The organism is Herbaspirillum sp. AP02 (assembly GCF_015767275.1).
In the GTDB taxonomy this organism is placed as follows: domain Bacteria; phylum Pseudomonadota; class Gammaproteobacteria; order Burkholderiales; family Burkholderiaceae_D; genus Herbaspirillum.
The window spans coordinates 109640-125662 of sequence record NZ_JADWMY010000003.1 but is presented as its reverse complement, the minus strand read 5'-3'; the positions used below and the strand labels follow the sequence as shown (position 1 = coordinate 125662).

The 16023-nt window shown below is 65.1% G+C and carries 16 protein-coding genes; 4 read left to right on the top strand and 12 right to left on the bottom strand.

Going from position 1 to position 16023, the window contains the following annotated elements; all coding sequences use genetic code 11:
• Positions 1 to 2 precede the first annotated feature (2 nt).
• Positions 3 to 752 carry an ABC transporter permease gene (locus I5R65_RS09060; protein WP_231395124.1) on the top strand — a complete coding sequence of 250 codons (750 nt, stop codon included), beginning with the start codon at positions 3 to 5 and terminating at the stop codon, positions 750 to 752.
• A 98-nt stretch (positions 753 to 850) separates the two neighbouring features.
• Here I5R65_RS09060 and I5R65_RS09055 read toward each other — a convergent pair whose 3' ends face one another.
• The 12 genes from I5R65_RS09055 to I5R65_RS09000 all read right to left on the bottom strand — a co-directional run bounded on the left by I5R65_RS09055 (position 851) and on the right by I5R65_RS09000 (position 13549).
• Positions 851 to 1270, bottom strand: coding sequence for a hypothetical protein (locus tag I5R65_RS09055; protein WP_180670140.1), 420 nt, complete (start codon positions 1268 to 1270; stop codon positions 851 to 853).
• A gap of 103 nt (positions 1271 to 1373) precedes the next feature.
• Complete coding sequence (locus I5R65_RS24420) at positions 1374 to 2990, bottom strand: dynamin family protein (protein ID WP_305037744.1); 1617 nt, start codon at positions 2988 to 2990, stop codon at positions 1374 to 1376.
• Positions 2987 to 4267 carry a GTPase gene (locus tag I5R65_RS09045; RefSeq protein ID WP_180670138.1) on the bottom strand — a complete coding sequence of 427 codons (1281 nt, stop codon included), beginning with the start codon at positions 4265 to 4267 and terminating at the stop codon, positions 2987 to 2989. Before I5R65_RS09045 ends, I5R65_RS24420 begins: the two co-directional genes overlap by 4 nt.
• Positions 4268 to 4284: 17 nt before the next feature.
• On the bottom strand, positions 4285 to 5454 hold the full coding sequence (locus I5R65_RS09040) for a benzoate/H(+) symporter BenE family transporter (protein WP_180670136.1): 1170 nt from the start codon (positions 5452 to 5454) through the stop codon (positions 4285 to 4287).
• A 161-nt stretch (positions 5455 to 5615) separates the two neighbouring features.
• Positions 5616 to 6983: an aromatic acid/H+ symport family MFS transporter gene (locus tag I5R65_RS09035; RefSeq protein WP_180670134.1), complete on the bottom strand. Its 1368-nt coding sequence runs from the start codon at positions 6981 to 6983 to the stop codon at positions 5616 to 5618.
• Positions 6984 to 7064: 81 nt separating this feature from the next.
• The gene (locus I5R65_RS09030; RefSeq protein WP_180670132.1) at positions 7065 to 7478 is read right to left on the bottom strand and encodes a RidA family protein; all 414 of its coding nucleotides are present in this window, start codon (positions 7476 to 7478) and stop codon (positions 7065 to 7067) included.
• A 54-nt stretch (positions 7479 to 7532) separates the two neighbouring features.
• On the bottom strand, positions 7533 to 8321 hold the full coding sequence (gene benD, locus I5R65_RS09025; RefSeq protein WP_305037743.1) for a benzoate diol dehydrogenase BenD: 789 nt from the start codon (positions 8319 to 8321) through the stop codon (positions 7533 to 7535).
• Positions 8318 to 9349, bottom strand: a complete 1032-nt coding sequence (gene benC / locus I5R65_RS09020) for a benzoate 1,2-dioxygenase electron transfer component BenC (RefSeq protein WP_180670131.1) — start codon at positions 9347 to 9349, stop codon at positions 8318 to 8320. The genes benD and benC overlap by 4 nt, the downstream gene beginning before the upstream one ends.
• Before the next feature lie 22 nt (positions 9350 to 9371).
• Complete coding sequence (gene benB / locus I5R65_RS09015) at positions 9372 to 9875, bottom strand: benzoate 1,2-dioxygenase small subunit (protein WP_180670129.1); 504 nt, start codon at positions 9873 to 9875, stop codon at positions 9372 to 9374.
• Positions 9872 to 11260, bottom strand: a complete 1389-nt coding sequence (locus tag I5R65_RS09010; protein ID WP_180670127.1) for a Rieske 2Fe-2S domain-containing protein — start codon at positions 11258 to 11260, stop codon at positions 9872 to 9874. Before I5R65_RS09010 ends, benB begins: the two co-directional genes overlap by 4 nt.
• 97 nt (positions 11261 to 11357) lie before the next feature.
• Complete coding sequence (catA, locus tag I5R65_RS09005) at positions 11358 to 12293, bottom strand: catechol 1,2-dioxygenase (RefSeq protein ID WP_180670125.1); 936 nt, start codon at positions 12291 to 12293, stop codon at positions 11358 to 11360.
• Between the two features lie 50 nt (positions 12294 to 12343).
• Positions 12344 to 13549 (bottom strand): muconate/chloromuconate family cycloisomerase, encoded by a 1206-nt coding sequence (locus tag I5R65_RS09000; RefSeq protein WP_180670123.1) that lies wholly within the window; start codon positions 13547 to 13549, stop codon positions 12344 to 12346.
• 144 nt (positions 13550 to 13693) lie between these two features.
• Here I5R65_RS09000 and I5R65_RS08995 point away from each other — a divergent pair, with 144 nt between their 5' ends.
• The 3 genes from I5R65_RS08995 (at position 13694) to pcaD (ending at position 15990) form a co-directional block, all read left to right on the top strand.
• The gene (locus tag I5R65_RS08995; protein ID WP_180670121.1) at positions 13694 to 14647 is read left to right on the top strand and encodes a LysR family transcriptional regulator; all 954 of its coding nucleotides are present in this window, start codon (positions 13694 to 13696) and stop codon (positions 14645 to 14647) included.
• Between the two features lie 204 nt (positions 14648 to 14851).
• Positions 14852 to 15139, top strand: coding sequence for a muconolactone Delta-isomerase (gene catC / locus I5R65_RS08990; RefSeq protein ID WP_006465079.1), 288 nt, complete (start codon positions 14852 to 14854; stop codon positions 15137 to 15139).
• A gap of 71 nt (positions 15140 to 15210) precedes the next feature.
• Positions 15211 to 15990: a 3-oxoadipate enol-lactonase gene (pcaD, locus tag I5R65_RS08985; protein WP_180670119.1), complete on the top strand. Its 780-nt coding sequence runs from the start codon at positions 15211 to 15213 to the stop codon at positions 15988 to 15990.
• The last annotated feature ends 33 nt before the right edge of the window (positions 15991 to 16023 follow it).

Below are 16023 nucleotides of genomic sequence, written 5' to 3'. Positions count from 1 at the left end.
CCATGAAACCGATGCGCGAGATGCAAACCCCGCTGCTCTACGCCCTGCTGGCGGCCGGCCTGGCCGCATCCTGGCAGGGCCTGTACTGGATCAATGGCGGCAGTGCGCTGGCCTCGCCAGGACAGGCCGTGCTGACCCTGGGCAGCATGATGCAGACCAGCGAGTTCTGGCTGCATGCGCTGGAAACCGGCAAGGCCCTGCTCTACGCCCTGCTGATCGGGCTGGTGGGTGGCCTGGCGGCCGGCCTGCTGCTGGGCGTGAACCGGATGGCACGCGACGTCTCCGAACCCATCCTCCTGAACATGTATGCCATCCCCAAGGTCACGCTCTATCCGCTGGTGCTGCTGGTGTTCGGGCTGGGTCTGTCGGCCAAGGTGGCCTTCGGAGTGATGCACGGCATCATCCCCATCATGGTCTTCACGATGAATGCGATCCGCCAGATGCGCCCGGTGCTGCTGCGCGCCGGCCAGTCGATGCGGCTGACGCGGCGTCAGTCGCTGCTGCACATCGTACTGCCGGCCATCCTGCCGGAAATCACGGCCGGCCTGCGCCTGGCCTTTTCGCTGACGCTGCTGGGGGTCCTGATCGGGGAGATGTTCGCCTCGCAGCGCGGGCTGGGTTTCCTGCTGACCAATGCCATGAACCTGGGCGACATCCGCACCATCATGGCGGTGGCATTACTGCTTTCGGTCTTTGCCCTGGCCTGCAACGGCGGCCTGATGTGGCTGGGACGACGCCTGTCGCCACGCTGAAGCGCGGCCTGGCCTGGACGGTTCCCTTGTGTCTGTGTTGGACACATTGATCCTGTGTGGAAACACACAGGATCTTTTTTGCGTCAGTAAGGACCTGTTCAGTTGTCCTGATGCGCCCAGTTGAAGCTGAGCGAAGTCGGCTTTTGGCCCACCTCCACCTTGCTGGTCTTAGTGACGCCGTTGTAGTCCGCCTTCACCTCGTAGTGACCGGCCGGCAACTTGAGATTGGTCATCGGGCCGGCGCCAGGCAGGCTGAAGACGGTCTTGCCCTGGCTGTCATTGACGCTGAGCTTGACGTTGCTGACATAGGCGCCATCCTTGGCTTCGGAGAACAGCACGCGCAGGTTGTAATCCTTGGCCGCCTCGCGCAGTTTGCTCTGTTCGCCCGCGCCGATGCCGCCGTTCATGTAGGCCACGCTACCCTGGGTAGCCTGGGTCTGGGCCTGTGCAAAGGGGGCCGCCATGCCGGCCAGACCGAAGACGATGGCGCTGATGGCGGTGATCTTGTTGATATCCATGATGGCTCTCCTTGTACGTGGATGAAGACTTGAAGGATCAAGAGACGAATCACGGCGCCACTGTCGAGCTGGCGGCCGTCAAGTTCACTCTAGTTGTGTAGTCTTAACTGATCCTTAACCCCGCAAAAGATTCCGCCGCGGCCGATGCTACGTTTGCCCCGTGCATCACCACGCCATTGCCCACCGCCTGCCGCAGATGGCGTTCGATACCGCCGAGCCGACGCTGGCCGTCCAGGATGATCTGCTGCTTGTGCTGCAGCGCCTGATCCAGCGCCTGCAAGCGGGCCGCGCAGCGCTCGGCCAGATCACCGGCCATGCGCTGGAGGCTGTCCTGCACAGCCGCGCCCAGGGTCTCGTACAGCTTTTCATATGCGGCCGGCAAGCCATCGGCCGGCGCACTGTCGTAGCCAAGATCGGGCGGCAGGTCCAGCACGGTCTCCAGGGTGGGCAAGATGTGACTGTCGAGGCTGGCCTGGGCGTGTTGCTTGGCAGCCTGTTGCAGGGCCATGCGCAATGCGACTACCACTGCAGCCACGTCGGCCACCTCAGCCACCCCGGCATGCGCTTCCAGCAGGTCGGCCAGCTGCGGCATCACCTCGCGCCAGGCCTGTTGCACCAGTCGCGTCTGCCGGGCCGGCAGGCTGTCCAGTTCCTCTTGCACCTGCTGGCGCAGGGCTACCAGGGCCGGCATGGTCTGGTTCAGCAAGGGGGCTTCCACCTCCTCCTGCAGATGATGCAGCAGGACTTCGGCCGGCTTGCGGGCGCGATAGGCCAGCGCGGGGGCCAGCAGTTCCAGCAGGGCCGCATAGAGACGTTCGAAACCGGCCCCGGCCATGGCCTCTGCATCGGCGCCCGTGCTGCGCGCCACATAGGCCGAGACCGACACCGCCGGCTTCAGCTGGGCCGCCGCCACGCCCAGCGCCTGCAGCTTGTCGGCGGCACGGTGGCCGACATCGGCTTCCTGGTCGGCGCGGTTGGCGTCGGACTTGTTGCGCAGGCACTTGACGATCTGGCCATCGACTTCGTCTTCGTCGATCACATCGCTGCGCGTCACCACCGGCAGCAGCGGCTTGCCCCGGCGCAGTTCGCGGGCCAGTTCGTCGAGTTCCTGCACCTGTCCCGGCGAGGTCGAACTGGTCAGCCACAGCACCGCATCGGCGCTGTCCAGGAAGCGCTGGGTCAGGGCCGCATTGTCATCGGTGGCCGAATGCAGGCCGGGGGTATCCAGCAAGACCAGTCCATCACCCAGACACACCCCTTGCAGGCGCGCCGTGGTCTCGGTGGCGCCCTCGTGGAAGGCATCGTCCGAGGCCAGCAACTGGCCGCCCTGCAGATGGAAATACTGCACTGCCTGCCCATGCTGCCGGAAGCGCTCGGCCAGGAAGTTGCACAGCGAACTCTTGCCGGCATTGAACTTGCCGAACACCAGCACCATCAGCTTGCCCTCGAAGTGCTGCGCCAGGGCGCGTGCCGGGGCCAGCGCCAGCCATTGGGCCTCGCGCTGTTGCTGCTGCTGCGCCAGCGCCTGATGCAGGGCGGCGATGCGCTGGGCCAAGGCGCTGGCGGGCTGCAGGCCGTCGGCATCGATCCGCCCGGCGGCGAGCGCCGAGCGCAGCGCGGCCAGCCAGTCGCGCAACGCGGCAAGGAGGGTTTCCACATCCGCTTCGGTCCCGCCGGTGCTGCCGATGGCGCGGATGAAATGCTGTTCCGCAGCCATCATGCCAACTCCACCGTGCGCAGTTGCTCCAGCGCGTCCACTGCGCGGGTGGCGGCATGCAACGCGGCGTCGGCGCGCGCCAGGGCCTGCAGCAGTGCCTGGCGATCTTCCGACAGTTCGTAGTAATGCAGGAAGGACTGCGTCATCTGCGCACGCCCGGCCGGCTCGCAAAACCGGCGGCGCAGGTCGGCGCGGTATTTGATGGAAATGCCCATGACGGCCACCATCACCGTATCCAGGCTGGTGACCGAGGTCCGCTGGTCGGCCGGCAAGCCCTCCACCCCGTGCTTGATGAGATGGGCGCGGATGGCGATGCAGGCCCGCGAATAGGCGACGTGGATGCGCGCCCGCTCGCGCTTGCCGGCGGTGAGCTTGAATTCGTCGGCGGCCGTGTCCGGCACCAGGGCCGGATCGTCGCCCTCCACTTCCAGCACCGGCAACAGGTCCTGATGCACCTTGTCCAGCACCGCCTCCAGGCCTTGTTCGAAATCCTGGCGCTGCTGGTGCTGCTGTTGCCGCAGGGCCTGCAACTGCGCTTGCGCGCTGTGCTGCTGCTGTTGCAGTTGCTGGTCGATCTCGTCCAGCAGCAGTGCGCGCTCATGGCGCCGTGCCGCCGGCACCTGGGCCGTCACATCGCGCAGCCAGGCCTGCAGGGCCGGGATGCCGCTCTTTTCCAGCAACAGCTTCTTGCCGCCCTCGATGCCGCTGCGATGACGCGTGGACGACACCGGATGGAGCGTCAACCCCGGCGCCTGCGTGGCGATGGCGCTGCTCACCCGCTCCAGTTGCGCTTCGTCGGCCATCTGGTCCACCTGGGTCAGTACGAACAGGGTCTGGCGGCGCGTGCGCTGCTGGTCGTCGCGCAGGGCCTGCAACAGCGCACGCTCGGCAGCATCCAGTTCGCCCTCCTTGGCGGCATGCACGAACAGGCGGATATCGGCCTGCAGCCAAGTTGCTTCCTGGGCATGGCTGTCGTCCTGCTCGGCCACGTCGGCGTCCAGCCCGGGCGCATCCAGCCAGCGCACATCGGCATGCCGGTGTTCGGACAGGCGCACCGTCTCGCGGCGGTCGGCGACGGCAAAGACGTCGCTGCCCATCAGTTCGTTCAACAGGCGGCTCTTGCCGTGGTTGTACTTGCCCACCACGGTCACCGTGGCGGGCGCGGCCCGTTGCGCCAGCACCCGCAGTCGCGCAAGGTCATGTGCGCGACCGGGCGCCACGGCCAGGATCTCGCTGGCCAGGGGGGCGAAGGGGTCGGTGGATCCGGTATTTTTTTGCATTGCAGTCTCCATGCAGCTCATGCTGTTTTTCTGGGGCGTCCGATCAGCCAGTAGGCGGCCATGCCGAACACCACGCCCCAGAAGGCCGCGCCCAATCCGAACAGGCTCATGCCCGAGGCGGTGGCCAGGAAAGTGATGACGGAGGGTTCGACATAGCCGCCCTCCTCGCTCATCAGGCGGATGTTGGAAACGATGGCGCCGATCAGGGCCAGGCCGGCCAGTGCGGCGATCAATTCCTTGGGGAAGGCGGTGAACAATTTGACGATGGAAGCCGCGAAGGTACCGCCGATGAGGTAGAACACGCCATTGGCGATGCCGGCCAGGTAGCGCTTGCCGGGCTCGGGATGCGCATCCTTGCCGGTACAGAGGGCCGCCGTGATGGCCGCCAAGACGATGGTGATCCCGCCGAAGCAAGCGGTCACCAGCGAGGCCAGGCCGGTGCCGGTGACCACCGCGCGGGTGGGCGGATGGTAGCCGGCCAGCTGAAGTACCGCCATGCCGGGCAGGAACTGCCCGGTCAGGCTCACCAGCACGAGCGGGATGGTAAAGCTGAAGAACACGCCCAGGCTGAACTGCGGCGCGATGAAGACCGGCTGCGCCAGTTCCAGCCCCAGCTCGCCGAGATGGGTGCGACCGCTGGCAAAAGCCACCGCGAAACCCACCAGCGCCACCACCACGATGCCGTAGCGCGGCCACCAGCGGCGCCCGGCCAGGTAGGCGGCGAGCATGACCAGCACCAGCAGGGGCGCCTCCACGCTGGAGCGGAAGGCCTGCACACCGAACTGGAACAGGATGCCGGCCATCATGCCGGCGGCGATGCCCTTGGGGATGAAGGCCAGGATCTTCTCGAAGTAACCGGTCACGCCGATGAGGATCAGCAGCAGCGCCGCCATCACATAGGCACCCACCACCTCGGGCATGCTGATGCCGGGGAACAGGCTCAGCAGCAGTGCCGTCCCGGGGGCCGACCAGGCGGTGATGATGGGCAGGCGGAACCACCAGCTCAACAGCAGGCCGCTCACCCCCGCCCCCATCGAGATGCCCCAGACCCAGGACACCAGTTGCGAGGTCGGGACCTGACCGGCGTGCGCGGCCTGCACGAAGATCACCAGCGGGCCCGCATAGGAAATCAGTACTGCCAGGAAACCGGCCACCCACGCCGTGAGCGAGCCTTGTCGATGGACCATGAATCGTTCCTTGCTGCATGCTGCGTGCTGCTCCCGGTCAACACACCGGCTGCGGCACAGGGAGGGGGCCGGCTGTGCCCTGCCCCTCCGATGGTCAAAAGGCCAGGCGCTGCGATGGCGGAACCATCGCAGCGCCGAACCGCCTTACTGAAGCTGCGATCTTAAACGCTACGCGACACCGGTGCTGGCGACACGCCGGCGCTGTTGGCCCGGTTGGCGGCCTGGCCGGCGTGACGATAACGCAGCATGAAGATGCCGATCGCCAGCGCAGCCACCAGACCGGGGATGGCGAAGACCAGGAAGTTCATCTTCAACGGCAGGGCCGCCGCCATCAGCGCACCGCCCAGCAAGGGGCCGACGATGGCGCCCGAGCGGCCCACGCCGGAGGCCCAGCCCAGGCCGGTGGAACGGATCGCCAGCGGGTAGAACTGCGCGGTGTTGGCATACAGCAGGATCTGCGTGCCGATGGTGGTGGCGCCGGCCACGATGATGAGCAGGTACAGCACCGGCGTGGGGCTGTTGAAGCCCAGCAGCGCAATGGCCACGGTTCCCACGGCGAAGAAGCTGATCACCACCTTGGGCAGGGTGAAGCGGTCGCCCAGCCAGCCGCCCCCGATGGCACCGACCACGCCGCCGAAGTTCAGGGCCAGCAGGAAGGACAGCGAGGAACCCAGGCTATAGCCGGCGCTGGCCATCAGCTTGGGCAGCCAGGAACCGAGTGCATACACCATCAGCAGGCAGCAGAAGAAAGACACCCAGATCATCAGCGTGCCCATGCTGCGGTCCTGCTTGAACAGGTCCAGCATGGGGGCACCGGCCCCCTTGGCATCGGCCTGGACCAGTTGGGTATCGACAGCGATGCCGGCCAGCGGGGCGACCTGCGCCAGCATGGCGCGGGCCTGCTCATGCTTGCCCTGGCGCAGCAGGAAACCCACCGATTCCGGCAGCTTCCACAGGATCAGCGGCAGCAGCACCAACGGTACGGCGGCAGCCAGGAACATCGATTGCCAGCCGTAGTTGGGCAACATCCAGATGCCCAGACCGGCGCACAGCACGCCACCCAGCGAATAGCCACTGAACATGATGGCCACCAGGGTGCTGCGCAGGCGCTTGGGCGCATACTCGTTCATCAGCGCCACGGCATTGGGCATCAGGCCGCCGCAGCCCAGACCGGCCAGGAAGCGATAGACGCCGAACTCGGTGGGCGAAGTGGCGAAGCCGCTCAGGAAGGTGGAGACGCTGAAGAGCACGAAGCTGATCGCCACGCCCTTCTTGCGGCCGATGCGATCGGCCAGCGGGCCGAAGATGAAGGCGCCGAACATCATGCCGAACAGGGCATAGCTGCCCAGTGCGCCGGCCTGCACCGGCGACAGGCTCCACTCCTTCATCAGTACCGGCAGCACGGCGCCGTAGATGAACAGGTCATAGCCGTCGAACACCAGCAGCAATGCGCACAGGCACATCACCATCCAGTGGAATTTGGTAAAGCGCGCGCCGTCGATGATCTGGCTCACTTCCAGGGTCTTCATGGGGGTTCTCCTCCGTCGTTTCGGTTGTAGTCCGTTGTTGTACGTTGTTGTTATGTCTGATGGATCCGGTGCTGCCGTTTTCTAGTGCTTGGTCTCCTCGTGTCGCAGATGCGCCACCGCCTTGATCTCGACGATGTAACCGGGCGCGCCGCCCAGCATGTGGGCGCCGATGGCGGTCCAGGCCGGCAGCGGATAGCGCGTCAGGTAACGGTTGCGTACCTTGATGAACAGCGGCAGGTCGCGCATGTCGGTGTGGAAGCTGGTGAGGTCGACGATATCGTCCAGGGTGCCGCCGGCCGTCTCCAGCACCTGCTTGAGGTTCTCGAAGGCCTGCACGATCTGGGCCTCGCGTGGCTCGACCAGTTGCATGGCGTGGTTGCGGCCGATCTGCCCGGACACGTACAGCGTGCTGCCCACCAGCACGCCGGGGGCATAACCGATCTTTTCGTAGACGTCTTCCATTCCCTTGGGAATGATGGCCTGGCGCTCTGGCATGGCTTGGCTCCGTGATCTGTGGATAGAGTGAAGTGTGAGAGCTGAATCGGGGGATCAGCCGTTGTCGCCGCCGGCTACCGGCAGGACGGCACCGGTGATGTAGCTGGCGTCATCGGAGGCGAGGAAGAGGATCGGGGCGATCTGCTCTTCCAGCGTGGCGTAGCGTTTGAAGAAGGTGGAGCTGATGACCTGCTGTATCGCCTCCTGCATCCAGCTCAGCTCGCGGGCGTTGTCGCCCTCGGCATTGCGCGGCACGCGGCGCGGCGGCGCCTGGGTTCCGCCGGGAGCGGCCGCCACCACGCGGATGCCGCGCTCGCCGTATTCCATGGCCAGTGCGGCAGTCATGGCATTGACACCTCCCTTGGCCGCCGAATACGGCACGCGCCGTATGCCGCGCGTGGCATTGGAGGAGACATTGACGATGGTGCCGCCACCCTGCTGCAGCATATGCGGCAGCACCGCATGCGAGCTATACAGCGTAGGCATGAGGGAACGGCGGATTTCGTCGTCGATCTGGGACGGTTCGAATTCGGCGAAGGGCCGCATGCGGATGGCGCCGCCCACGCCGTTGATCAGCACGTCGATGCGGCCGAAGCGGGTGATGGCCTCACTCACCGCAGCCTGGACGCCTTGATAGGTTTCCAGGTCGGCGACGAAGCCGATGCCGCGCCCGTCCTGCGCCTCGGCCGCCACTTCATGGACGAACTCGGCGCGGTCCACCAGCACCACCCGACCGCCCTCGGCGGCGATGCCCAACGCCACGCCGCGCAGGATGCCCTGGGCGGCACCGGTGACCACCACGACCTTGTCCTGGAAGCGGGCCTTCATGGCTACCCCGCTCATGCGGCCACCGCCACCGGGGCCGGCTGGCTGGTGACGAACTTCTCGTAGTAGAAACTGGCCGGGCTGATGCCCTGGGCCTGGAAGTGCTTCTGCACCGCCTCCACCATCGGTGGCGGCCCGCACAGATAGACATCCACCGCGCCATCGTGCAGCACCTCGGCCGGCATGTGCTGGGTCACGTAACCCTGGCGCGGATGGGCGGTGGCAGCATCGGCCACGCAGGTGGTGAAGCTGAAACCGGGCAGGCGGCGGGCATAGTCGTCCAGACGATCCACCAGCACCAGGTCCTGGTCGCGGGTGACGCCATAGATCATGTGCACCGGCTGATCGATACCCTGGCGCTGCATCTCTTCCAGCATGGACAGGAAAGGCGCCAGCCCGGTGCCACCAGCCAGCATCAGTACCGGCCTGGTCACCGGTCGCAGATAGAAGCTGCCCAGTGGCCCGGTCAGGTCGAGCGCGGCGCCCGGCTGGGCGCTGGCCAGCCAGCTGCTCATCAGGCCGCCCGGCACGTTCTTGATCAGGAAGCTCATGCGCGATGCTCCCGAGGCCGAACTGAAGGAATAGGCGCGATGCTGGTCACTGCCCGGCACGCCGATGTTGACGTACTGCCCCGGCAGGAAACCCGGTGCATCGGCCGCCACCTCCAGCACCAGTTCGAAGGCGGCGCCGGCAAACCCGGTCACCTGCGCCACCTTGCCACCGAAGCGGGCGGTGCCGGTCTTGCAGGCGGTGGAGGCGACCGGTACGGCCACCACGCAATCCGACTGCGGCACCATCTGGCAGGTCAGCACCAGACCAGATTCGGCCTCGTCACTGCTCAGGGCGTCGTCGATATAGTCATCGCCCAGGTCGTAGCGACCGCTCTCGGCGCGGCACTTGCAGGTGCCGCACACGCCATCTGAGCAATCCATGGGCAGGTTGATGCGCTGGCGGAAGGCGGCGTCCAGGACTTTTTCCTTGGCGCCGCAATCGATGACGCGGGTGACGCCGTCTTCGAAGTTGAGGGCGATGCGATAGCTGCTCATTTGCTGTCTCCTGCCGCCGGTCTCAGACGTGATAGACGTCGATGACCTGGCGGATATAGTCGTTCTTCAGTGCGATCTTCTTGCGGGCGATGACGAAACCACCCGGCGCGCCCGCGCTCTTCCTGAGCGTGGCCAGCACCGTCCCGAAGAACTGGTCGGTCATCTTGTAGCGGTGCGACAGGGTGTGGAAGTTGTAGCGCACGTCCACGGCGTCGTCGCGCTCGGCCAGGATTTCCACATTGGCGATCATGTGGCTGGTGCGCGGCTCCGGCATGGAGGCGCTGGAACGCTCGGTCTTGATGCGGAACACGCGATCTTCCAGGCCTTCCCGGTTGGCGTAGTACATCAGCGAGATTTCGCGCTGCGGGTCCTGGGTCAGCTGGTCGTCGTCATCCCAGGCCGGCATCCAGTACTCGACATCGGGGGCGTACAGTTCCAGCCAGGGTTCCCATTCACGCTCGTCCAGGTGGCGTGCCTCGCGATAGAGGAAGGCGCATACCGCGCCCAGGTCGATGGTGTTGCTCATGCTTGGGCTCCTTCCCGGGCTGCCTGGTCTGCGGCGGCGCGCTCCTTGCCGACCGCCTTGCGCATCTGCTCGGTCCAGTAGTGGTGCTGGCAGACGAACAGGCCTTCATCCTCGCTGCGCTCGCCGCTCAGCTTGGGGTTCATGCCCATCCTGCGGGCGTTCTCGTCCGGGCCCTGCTTCCACAGCGGGGCACCGCGGCTCATGTCGTTCCAGCGCACGGTCGAACCGGCATAACCAGCCTGGCAGGCGCGGAACTCTTCCAGGTCGTCGGCGGTACCCATGCCGGAGACATTGAAGAAATCTTCATACTGGCGAATGCGCAGCCGACGGTCTTCATCACTCTCGCCCTTGGGGCCGAAGCAGAAGATGCTGATCTCGGTCTTGTCCACGCTGATGGGACGGGCTACGCGAATCTGCGTGCCGAACTGGTCCATCAGGAACACGTTGGGATACAGGCACAGGTTGCGGGTCTGGGCCACGATGGTGTCGGCGCGGGCCTGGCCGACGCGGGCGGCCAGCTCTTCGCGCTGGTTCCAGATCGGGCGCACTTCCGGGTTGAGGGTATTGGTCCACAACAGGATGTGGCCGTTCTCGAAGCCATAGACACCGGCCACGGCCTTGCTCCAGTTGTTGGCATCGGTGGCCTTGGTGCCACCTTCCTTGCGGCGGCCCATGGTGGCCGCGTAGTTCCAGTGCACGGTACTGACGTGATAACCGTCGCAGCCGTTTTCCATCTGCATCTTCCAGTTGCCATCGTAGATATAGCTGGAGTTGCCACGCAGGACTTCCAGTCCGTTGGGCGCCTGGTCGACGATCTGGTCGATGATCACGCGGGTCTCGCCCAGGTACTCTTCCAGCGGCAGCACGTCCTCCGACAGGCTGCCGAAGAGGAAGCCGCGATAGCTCTGGAAGCGCGCCACCCTGGTCAGGTCGTGCGAGCCGTCCTTGTTGAAGGAGACCGGGTATTCGGTGGTCTTCTCGTCCTTCACCTTGAGCAGCTTGCCGTTGTTGCTGAAGGTCCAGCCGTGGAAGGGGCAGGTGAAACTGCTCTTGTTGCCATGCTTGCGACGGCACAGCAGGGCCCCCTTGTGGGCGCAGGCATTGATGACGGCGGTCAACTGGCCGGTCTTGTCGCGGGTGATGACCACCGGCTGACGACCGATCCAGGTGGTGTAGTAGTCGTTGTTCTCGGGAATCTGGCTCTCGTGGGCCAGATAGACCCAGTTCGATTCGAACAGGTGCTTCATCTCCAGCTCGAACAACTCAGGGTTGGTGAAGATGTCACGACGGCAGCGGAAGAGGCCATTGGCCGGGTCTTCCTGCAGGGCGCTGTCGAGCAGGCTGTCGACGGCTTGGTACTTGTCAGCGGCGGCGAGGGTGTTCATGGTGCGGTTTCTCCAGGGTGCAAGCCGCCCCCCGCGATGGTGGCCATCGCGGCTTCACTGCGGCGGGGGGCGGGCGAGGTGGCGCCGAAGTGGCGCGTCAGGCGGCCAGACGCGGGCGGTCGACGATCTGGTTGTCGGCACCGTTGACCAGGGCGGTCAGCGAGATGTCGAAGACGATCTCGGCAAACGGTCCCTCCAGACCTTCGGCCTTGATGCTGGCGGCATCGGTACGCTCGACCAGCGGCGGCACCAGGCCTTCGCGGGTGGCGTAGGCGAAATCGTCATAGATCAGCGGATCGCCGTCGATATTGATCTGCGTGGTCAGCTTGCGATGACCTTCGGCGGTGACGAAGAAGTGGATGTGCGCCGGGCGGTTGCCGTGACGACCCAGTTCGTTGAGCAAGCCCTGGGTGGGACCGGCCGGCGGGCAGCCGTAGGCAGCCGGCATGATGCTGCGGAATTTGTAGCGGCCCTGGGCGTCGGTGATGATGGTGCGACGCATGTTGAACGGCTTTTGCTCGCCGGTCGGGTCGAAGTGCGAATAGAAGCCCTTGGTATTGGCATGCCAGACTTCGACCTGCACGCCCGGCATGGGCTTGCCGTCGGCACCGTAGACGGTACCGTGCATGATGATGGTCTGGCCGGCCTGGTCGCTGCCGTCATCCAGGCGGGCAAAGCCCTGCGTCACCGGTGCACCGGCCACGTAGAGCGGGCCTTCGATGGTGCGCGGGGTACCACCGGTGATGCCCAGGGCGGCGTCTTCGGCATCCATGCGCATGTCCAAGAAGCGGTCCAGACCCAGGCCCGGCGACAGCAGACCGGCCTCGCTGGCGGCGCCCAGGCGGTTGATGTAGGCCACGCCGGCCCAGTATTCGTCGGAGGTGATTTCCAGGTCTTCGATGGTCTTGAACAGGTCCGAGAGGATGCGATGCACGATCTGCTTGGTGCGCGGGCTGCCGCCTTCGGTGTCCAGGCCGCTGGCCAGACGCAGGAAATCTTGTACTTCGGGGGTGCTGAAAATCTTGGCTGCCATGGTTGAGTCTCCTATTAGATTTATCGATCGGGGAAAGTGATTTTTTTGTTTTATCCGACCAGAGCGGTCGGCCTCGCTGCTGTCACTGCGGTCACGGTGGCGCCTTGCCTGCGGTCGCGACGGAAGTATTGCACACGCTCTTCATCGAGCACGATGCCAAGGCCGGGGCCTTGCGGAATGGTCAGATGGAAGTCCTGGTACTGCAGGGGCGTGGCCAGGATTTCCTCGGTCAGCAACAGCGGCCCGAACAGTTCGGTCCCCCACTGCAGTTCGCGGAAGGTAGCGAAGGCGTGCGCCGAGGCAATGGTGCCGATGGCACCCTCCAGCATGGTGCCGCCGTAGAGTTCGATGCCGGCGGCGTCGCCAATGGCGGCCACCTGCTGGGCCGCGCGCAGACCACCGGATTGTTCGATCTTGATGGCAAAGACGTCGGCGCCGCCGATGCGCGCCAGGGCGAAGGCCGAGGCCGGGCCGGTCAGCGATTCATCGGCCATCACGGCGATGGCATGCTTGCCTTTCAGCCGGGCCAGCGCCTGCGGCGAGGCCACGGGCTGCTCCACCAGCTCGCAGCCGGCATCGACCAGGCCGGCCAGGCCGCGCTGGGCTTCCAGTTCGCTCCAGGCCATGTTCACGTCCACCCGCACCGTGCCACGGTCGCCCAGGGCCTTCTTGATGGCGGCCACGTGGGCGACGTCGGCGTCGACCTCGCGCCGGCCGATCTTGAGCTTGAAGATATTGTGACGACGCTGGGCCAGCATGCGCTCGGCTTCGTCGATGTCCTTGGCGGTGTCGCCCGAGGCCAGGGTCCAGGCCACCGGCAGGCTGTCGCGGGCTGGTCCGCCCAGCAACTGCGAGACCGGCAGGCCGGTGCGCTGGCCCAGGGCATCGAACAGCGCGGTCTCGATGGCGCACTTGGCGAAGCGGTTGTCCTGGATGGCCTTGTTCAGGCGTGCCATCAGGGCCGGGATGGCGCTGGCGTTGGCCCCCAGCAGCAGCGGCGCGAAATAGGTATCGATGGCCAGCTTCATGCCCTCGGGCGACTCCGCGCCGTAGGCCAGGCCACCGATGGTGGTGCCCTCGCCCACACCGACGCTGCCGTCGGAGCAATACAGGCGTACCAGCATCAGGGTCTGCCCGTTCATGGTCGCCATCGACAATTGATGGGGGCGGATGGTGGGCAGATCGACCAGGAAGGTCTCGACCCGCTCGATGCTCGCCGGGGCTGCCGCAGTGTGAAGGTGTTGTTGGGTATCCATGGCTTGCATTGAACACCCGAACGCCCTGCCATTGCCAACACCAAATACATCTAGTTTCATACCTTTTCTATATAGTTTTGCAGTGCACCCAAAGAAATCAAAGAATTAGACATCTTTTGTTCCCGTGCGATATGATTTTTAGCCATGGACATCAGACAACTGAAATACTTCGTCGCCGTCGCCAATACGCGCAACTTCACGCGGGCCTCGGAGCAGCTGCATATTGCGCAGCCCCCCTTGAGCCGCCAGATCCAGCTGCTGGAAGAAGAGCTGGGCGTGCAGCTGCTCCTGCGCAACAGCCGCCCGCTGCGCCTGACCGAGGCCGGCCGGGTGTTCTACGAGCAGGCGCTGCAGATCCTCAACCGCCTGGAGCAGTTGAAGAATGCCACCCAGCAGATCGGCCTGAACCAGCGCCAGACGCTGTCCATCGGCTTTGTCGCCTCGACCCTCTATGGCGGCCTGCCGGTGCTGGTGCGCAAGCTGCGCCAGCACTACCCGGAGGTGGATATCCAGTTGCTGGAACTGACCTCGATGCAGCAGTTCGCCGCCCTCAAGTCGGGCCGCATCGACATCGGCTTCGGCCGCATCCGCAGCAACGACGCCACGGTGGCGCGCATCGTCCTGCGTGAGGAAAAACTGGTGCTGGCGATCCCGCCCTCCTTCCCGCTGGCCGCCAGCCACCAGCGCGTGAGCCTGAAGGAAGTGCATGGGCAGAAGCTGATCGTCTATCCCAAGGAACCGCGCCCCAGCTTTGCCGACCACATCCTGAGTCTGCTCAACGACCAGGACATCCACCCCGCCGAAGTACATGAGGTGCGCGAAATCCAGACCGCGCTAGGCCTGGTGGCGGCGGAGTCGGGTCTGTGCCTGATCCCGGCCTCGGCGCGTTTGCGCAATGACCTGCATTACCGCCTGATCGACGATCCACGCGCCACCTCGCCCATCATCCTGACCCATCGCATCAACGACAACGCCTGGTACATCGAGGCCGTCAAGCAACTGGTGGCCGACATGTACGCCGAGCGCCCGGCCTGGCTGGATATCGAAACCAACTCCTTCCCGGCCACGGGTTTCCCGATTCCCGAGCGGCGCGACTGAGGACTGCGCTGGTGCCGCATTGGTGCAGCGCGCTACTGTCTCGCGCCATCTTCTCGCGCTGTCTTCTCGTGTTGACATCCTCACCGGCACGCGCCTAAACTCGGTTGTGCGAATAAAGGATTAATGTTCGTTAATCGAACATCACATCTGAAGCTTCAGGCCTCGCCCCCACCATAATCACAATGCGATAACGGAGAAAACATCATGCTGTTCATGGTCCAAATGCAAGTCAACATCCCCGCCACCCTGGACAAGGCGGTCGCCGACCAGTTGAAGAAGGACGAAAAGGAGATGGCGCAGAAGCTGCAGCGCGAAGGCAAGTGGCGCGACCTGTGGCGTGTGGTGGGTCAGTATGCGAATGTGAGCATCTTCAATGTCTCGGGCAATGACGAGCTGCACAACATCCTCTCGGCGCTGCCGCTGTATCCCTTCATGAGCATCTCGGTCACTCCGCTGACCCAGCACCCCTCGGCGATCGCACAGATCGGCTGAGCCCCCCTTCCCTGCTGACCACCATCGCGCGCCCCCGGTCTGATGCCGGCCGGCGCGACAAGGATCGATCCATGCCATTCGCAACACTGAACGGAATCAAGCTGCACTATCAACTCGACGGCGATGCCTCGCTGCCGGTGCTGGTGTTTTCCAATTCGCTGGGGACGTCGCTGGCGATGTGGGAGCCGCAGATGGCCGAACTAAGCCAGCACTTCCGCGTGCTGCGCTACGACACGCGCGGCCACGGCCAGTCGGAGGTCACGCCCGCCCCCTACAGCATCGCCCAGTTGGGCGGCGACGTCATCGCACTGCTCGACCATCTGCAGATCGCCCAGGCGCATTTCTGCGGGCTATCCATGGGGGGCAGCACCTTCATGTGGCTGGCGGTGCATCATCCGGAGCGGGTCAGGAAACTCATCCTCTGCAATACCGGAGCCAAGATCGGCACGCCCGAGGCATGGAACAGCCGTATCGAGACCGTGCAGCGCGAGGGCCTGTCCGCCATTGCGGCGGCAGTAGTGTCGCGCTGGCTGACGCCGGAGTATGCGGCCCAGCATCCACAACAGGTGCAAGCGCTGACCACGATGCTATTGGCCACCCCGGCCGAAGGCTATGCCGGCGCCTGCGCGGCGGTACGTGACAACGACCTGCGCGCCGCCATCGCCGGCATCACTGCCCCGACCCTGGTGATCGCCGGCACGGGCGATGTACCCACCCCACCGACCGATGGACAATTCATGCGCGCCACCATCCCCGGCGCCCTGTATGTGGAATTCGATGCCGCCCACATCTCCAACCAGCAACAGCCCAAGGCCTTCACCCAGGCCGTGCTGCAGTTCCTGACGCATTAAGCCGCCGCGCCGTCCCCGGCACCGCGACCCGCA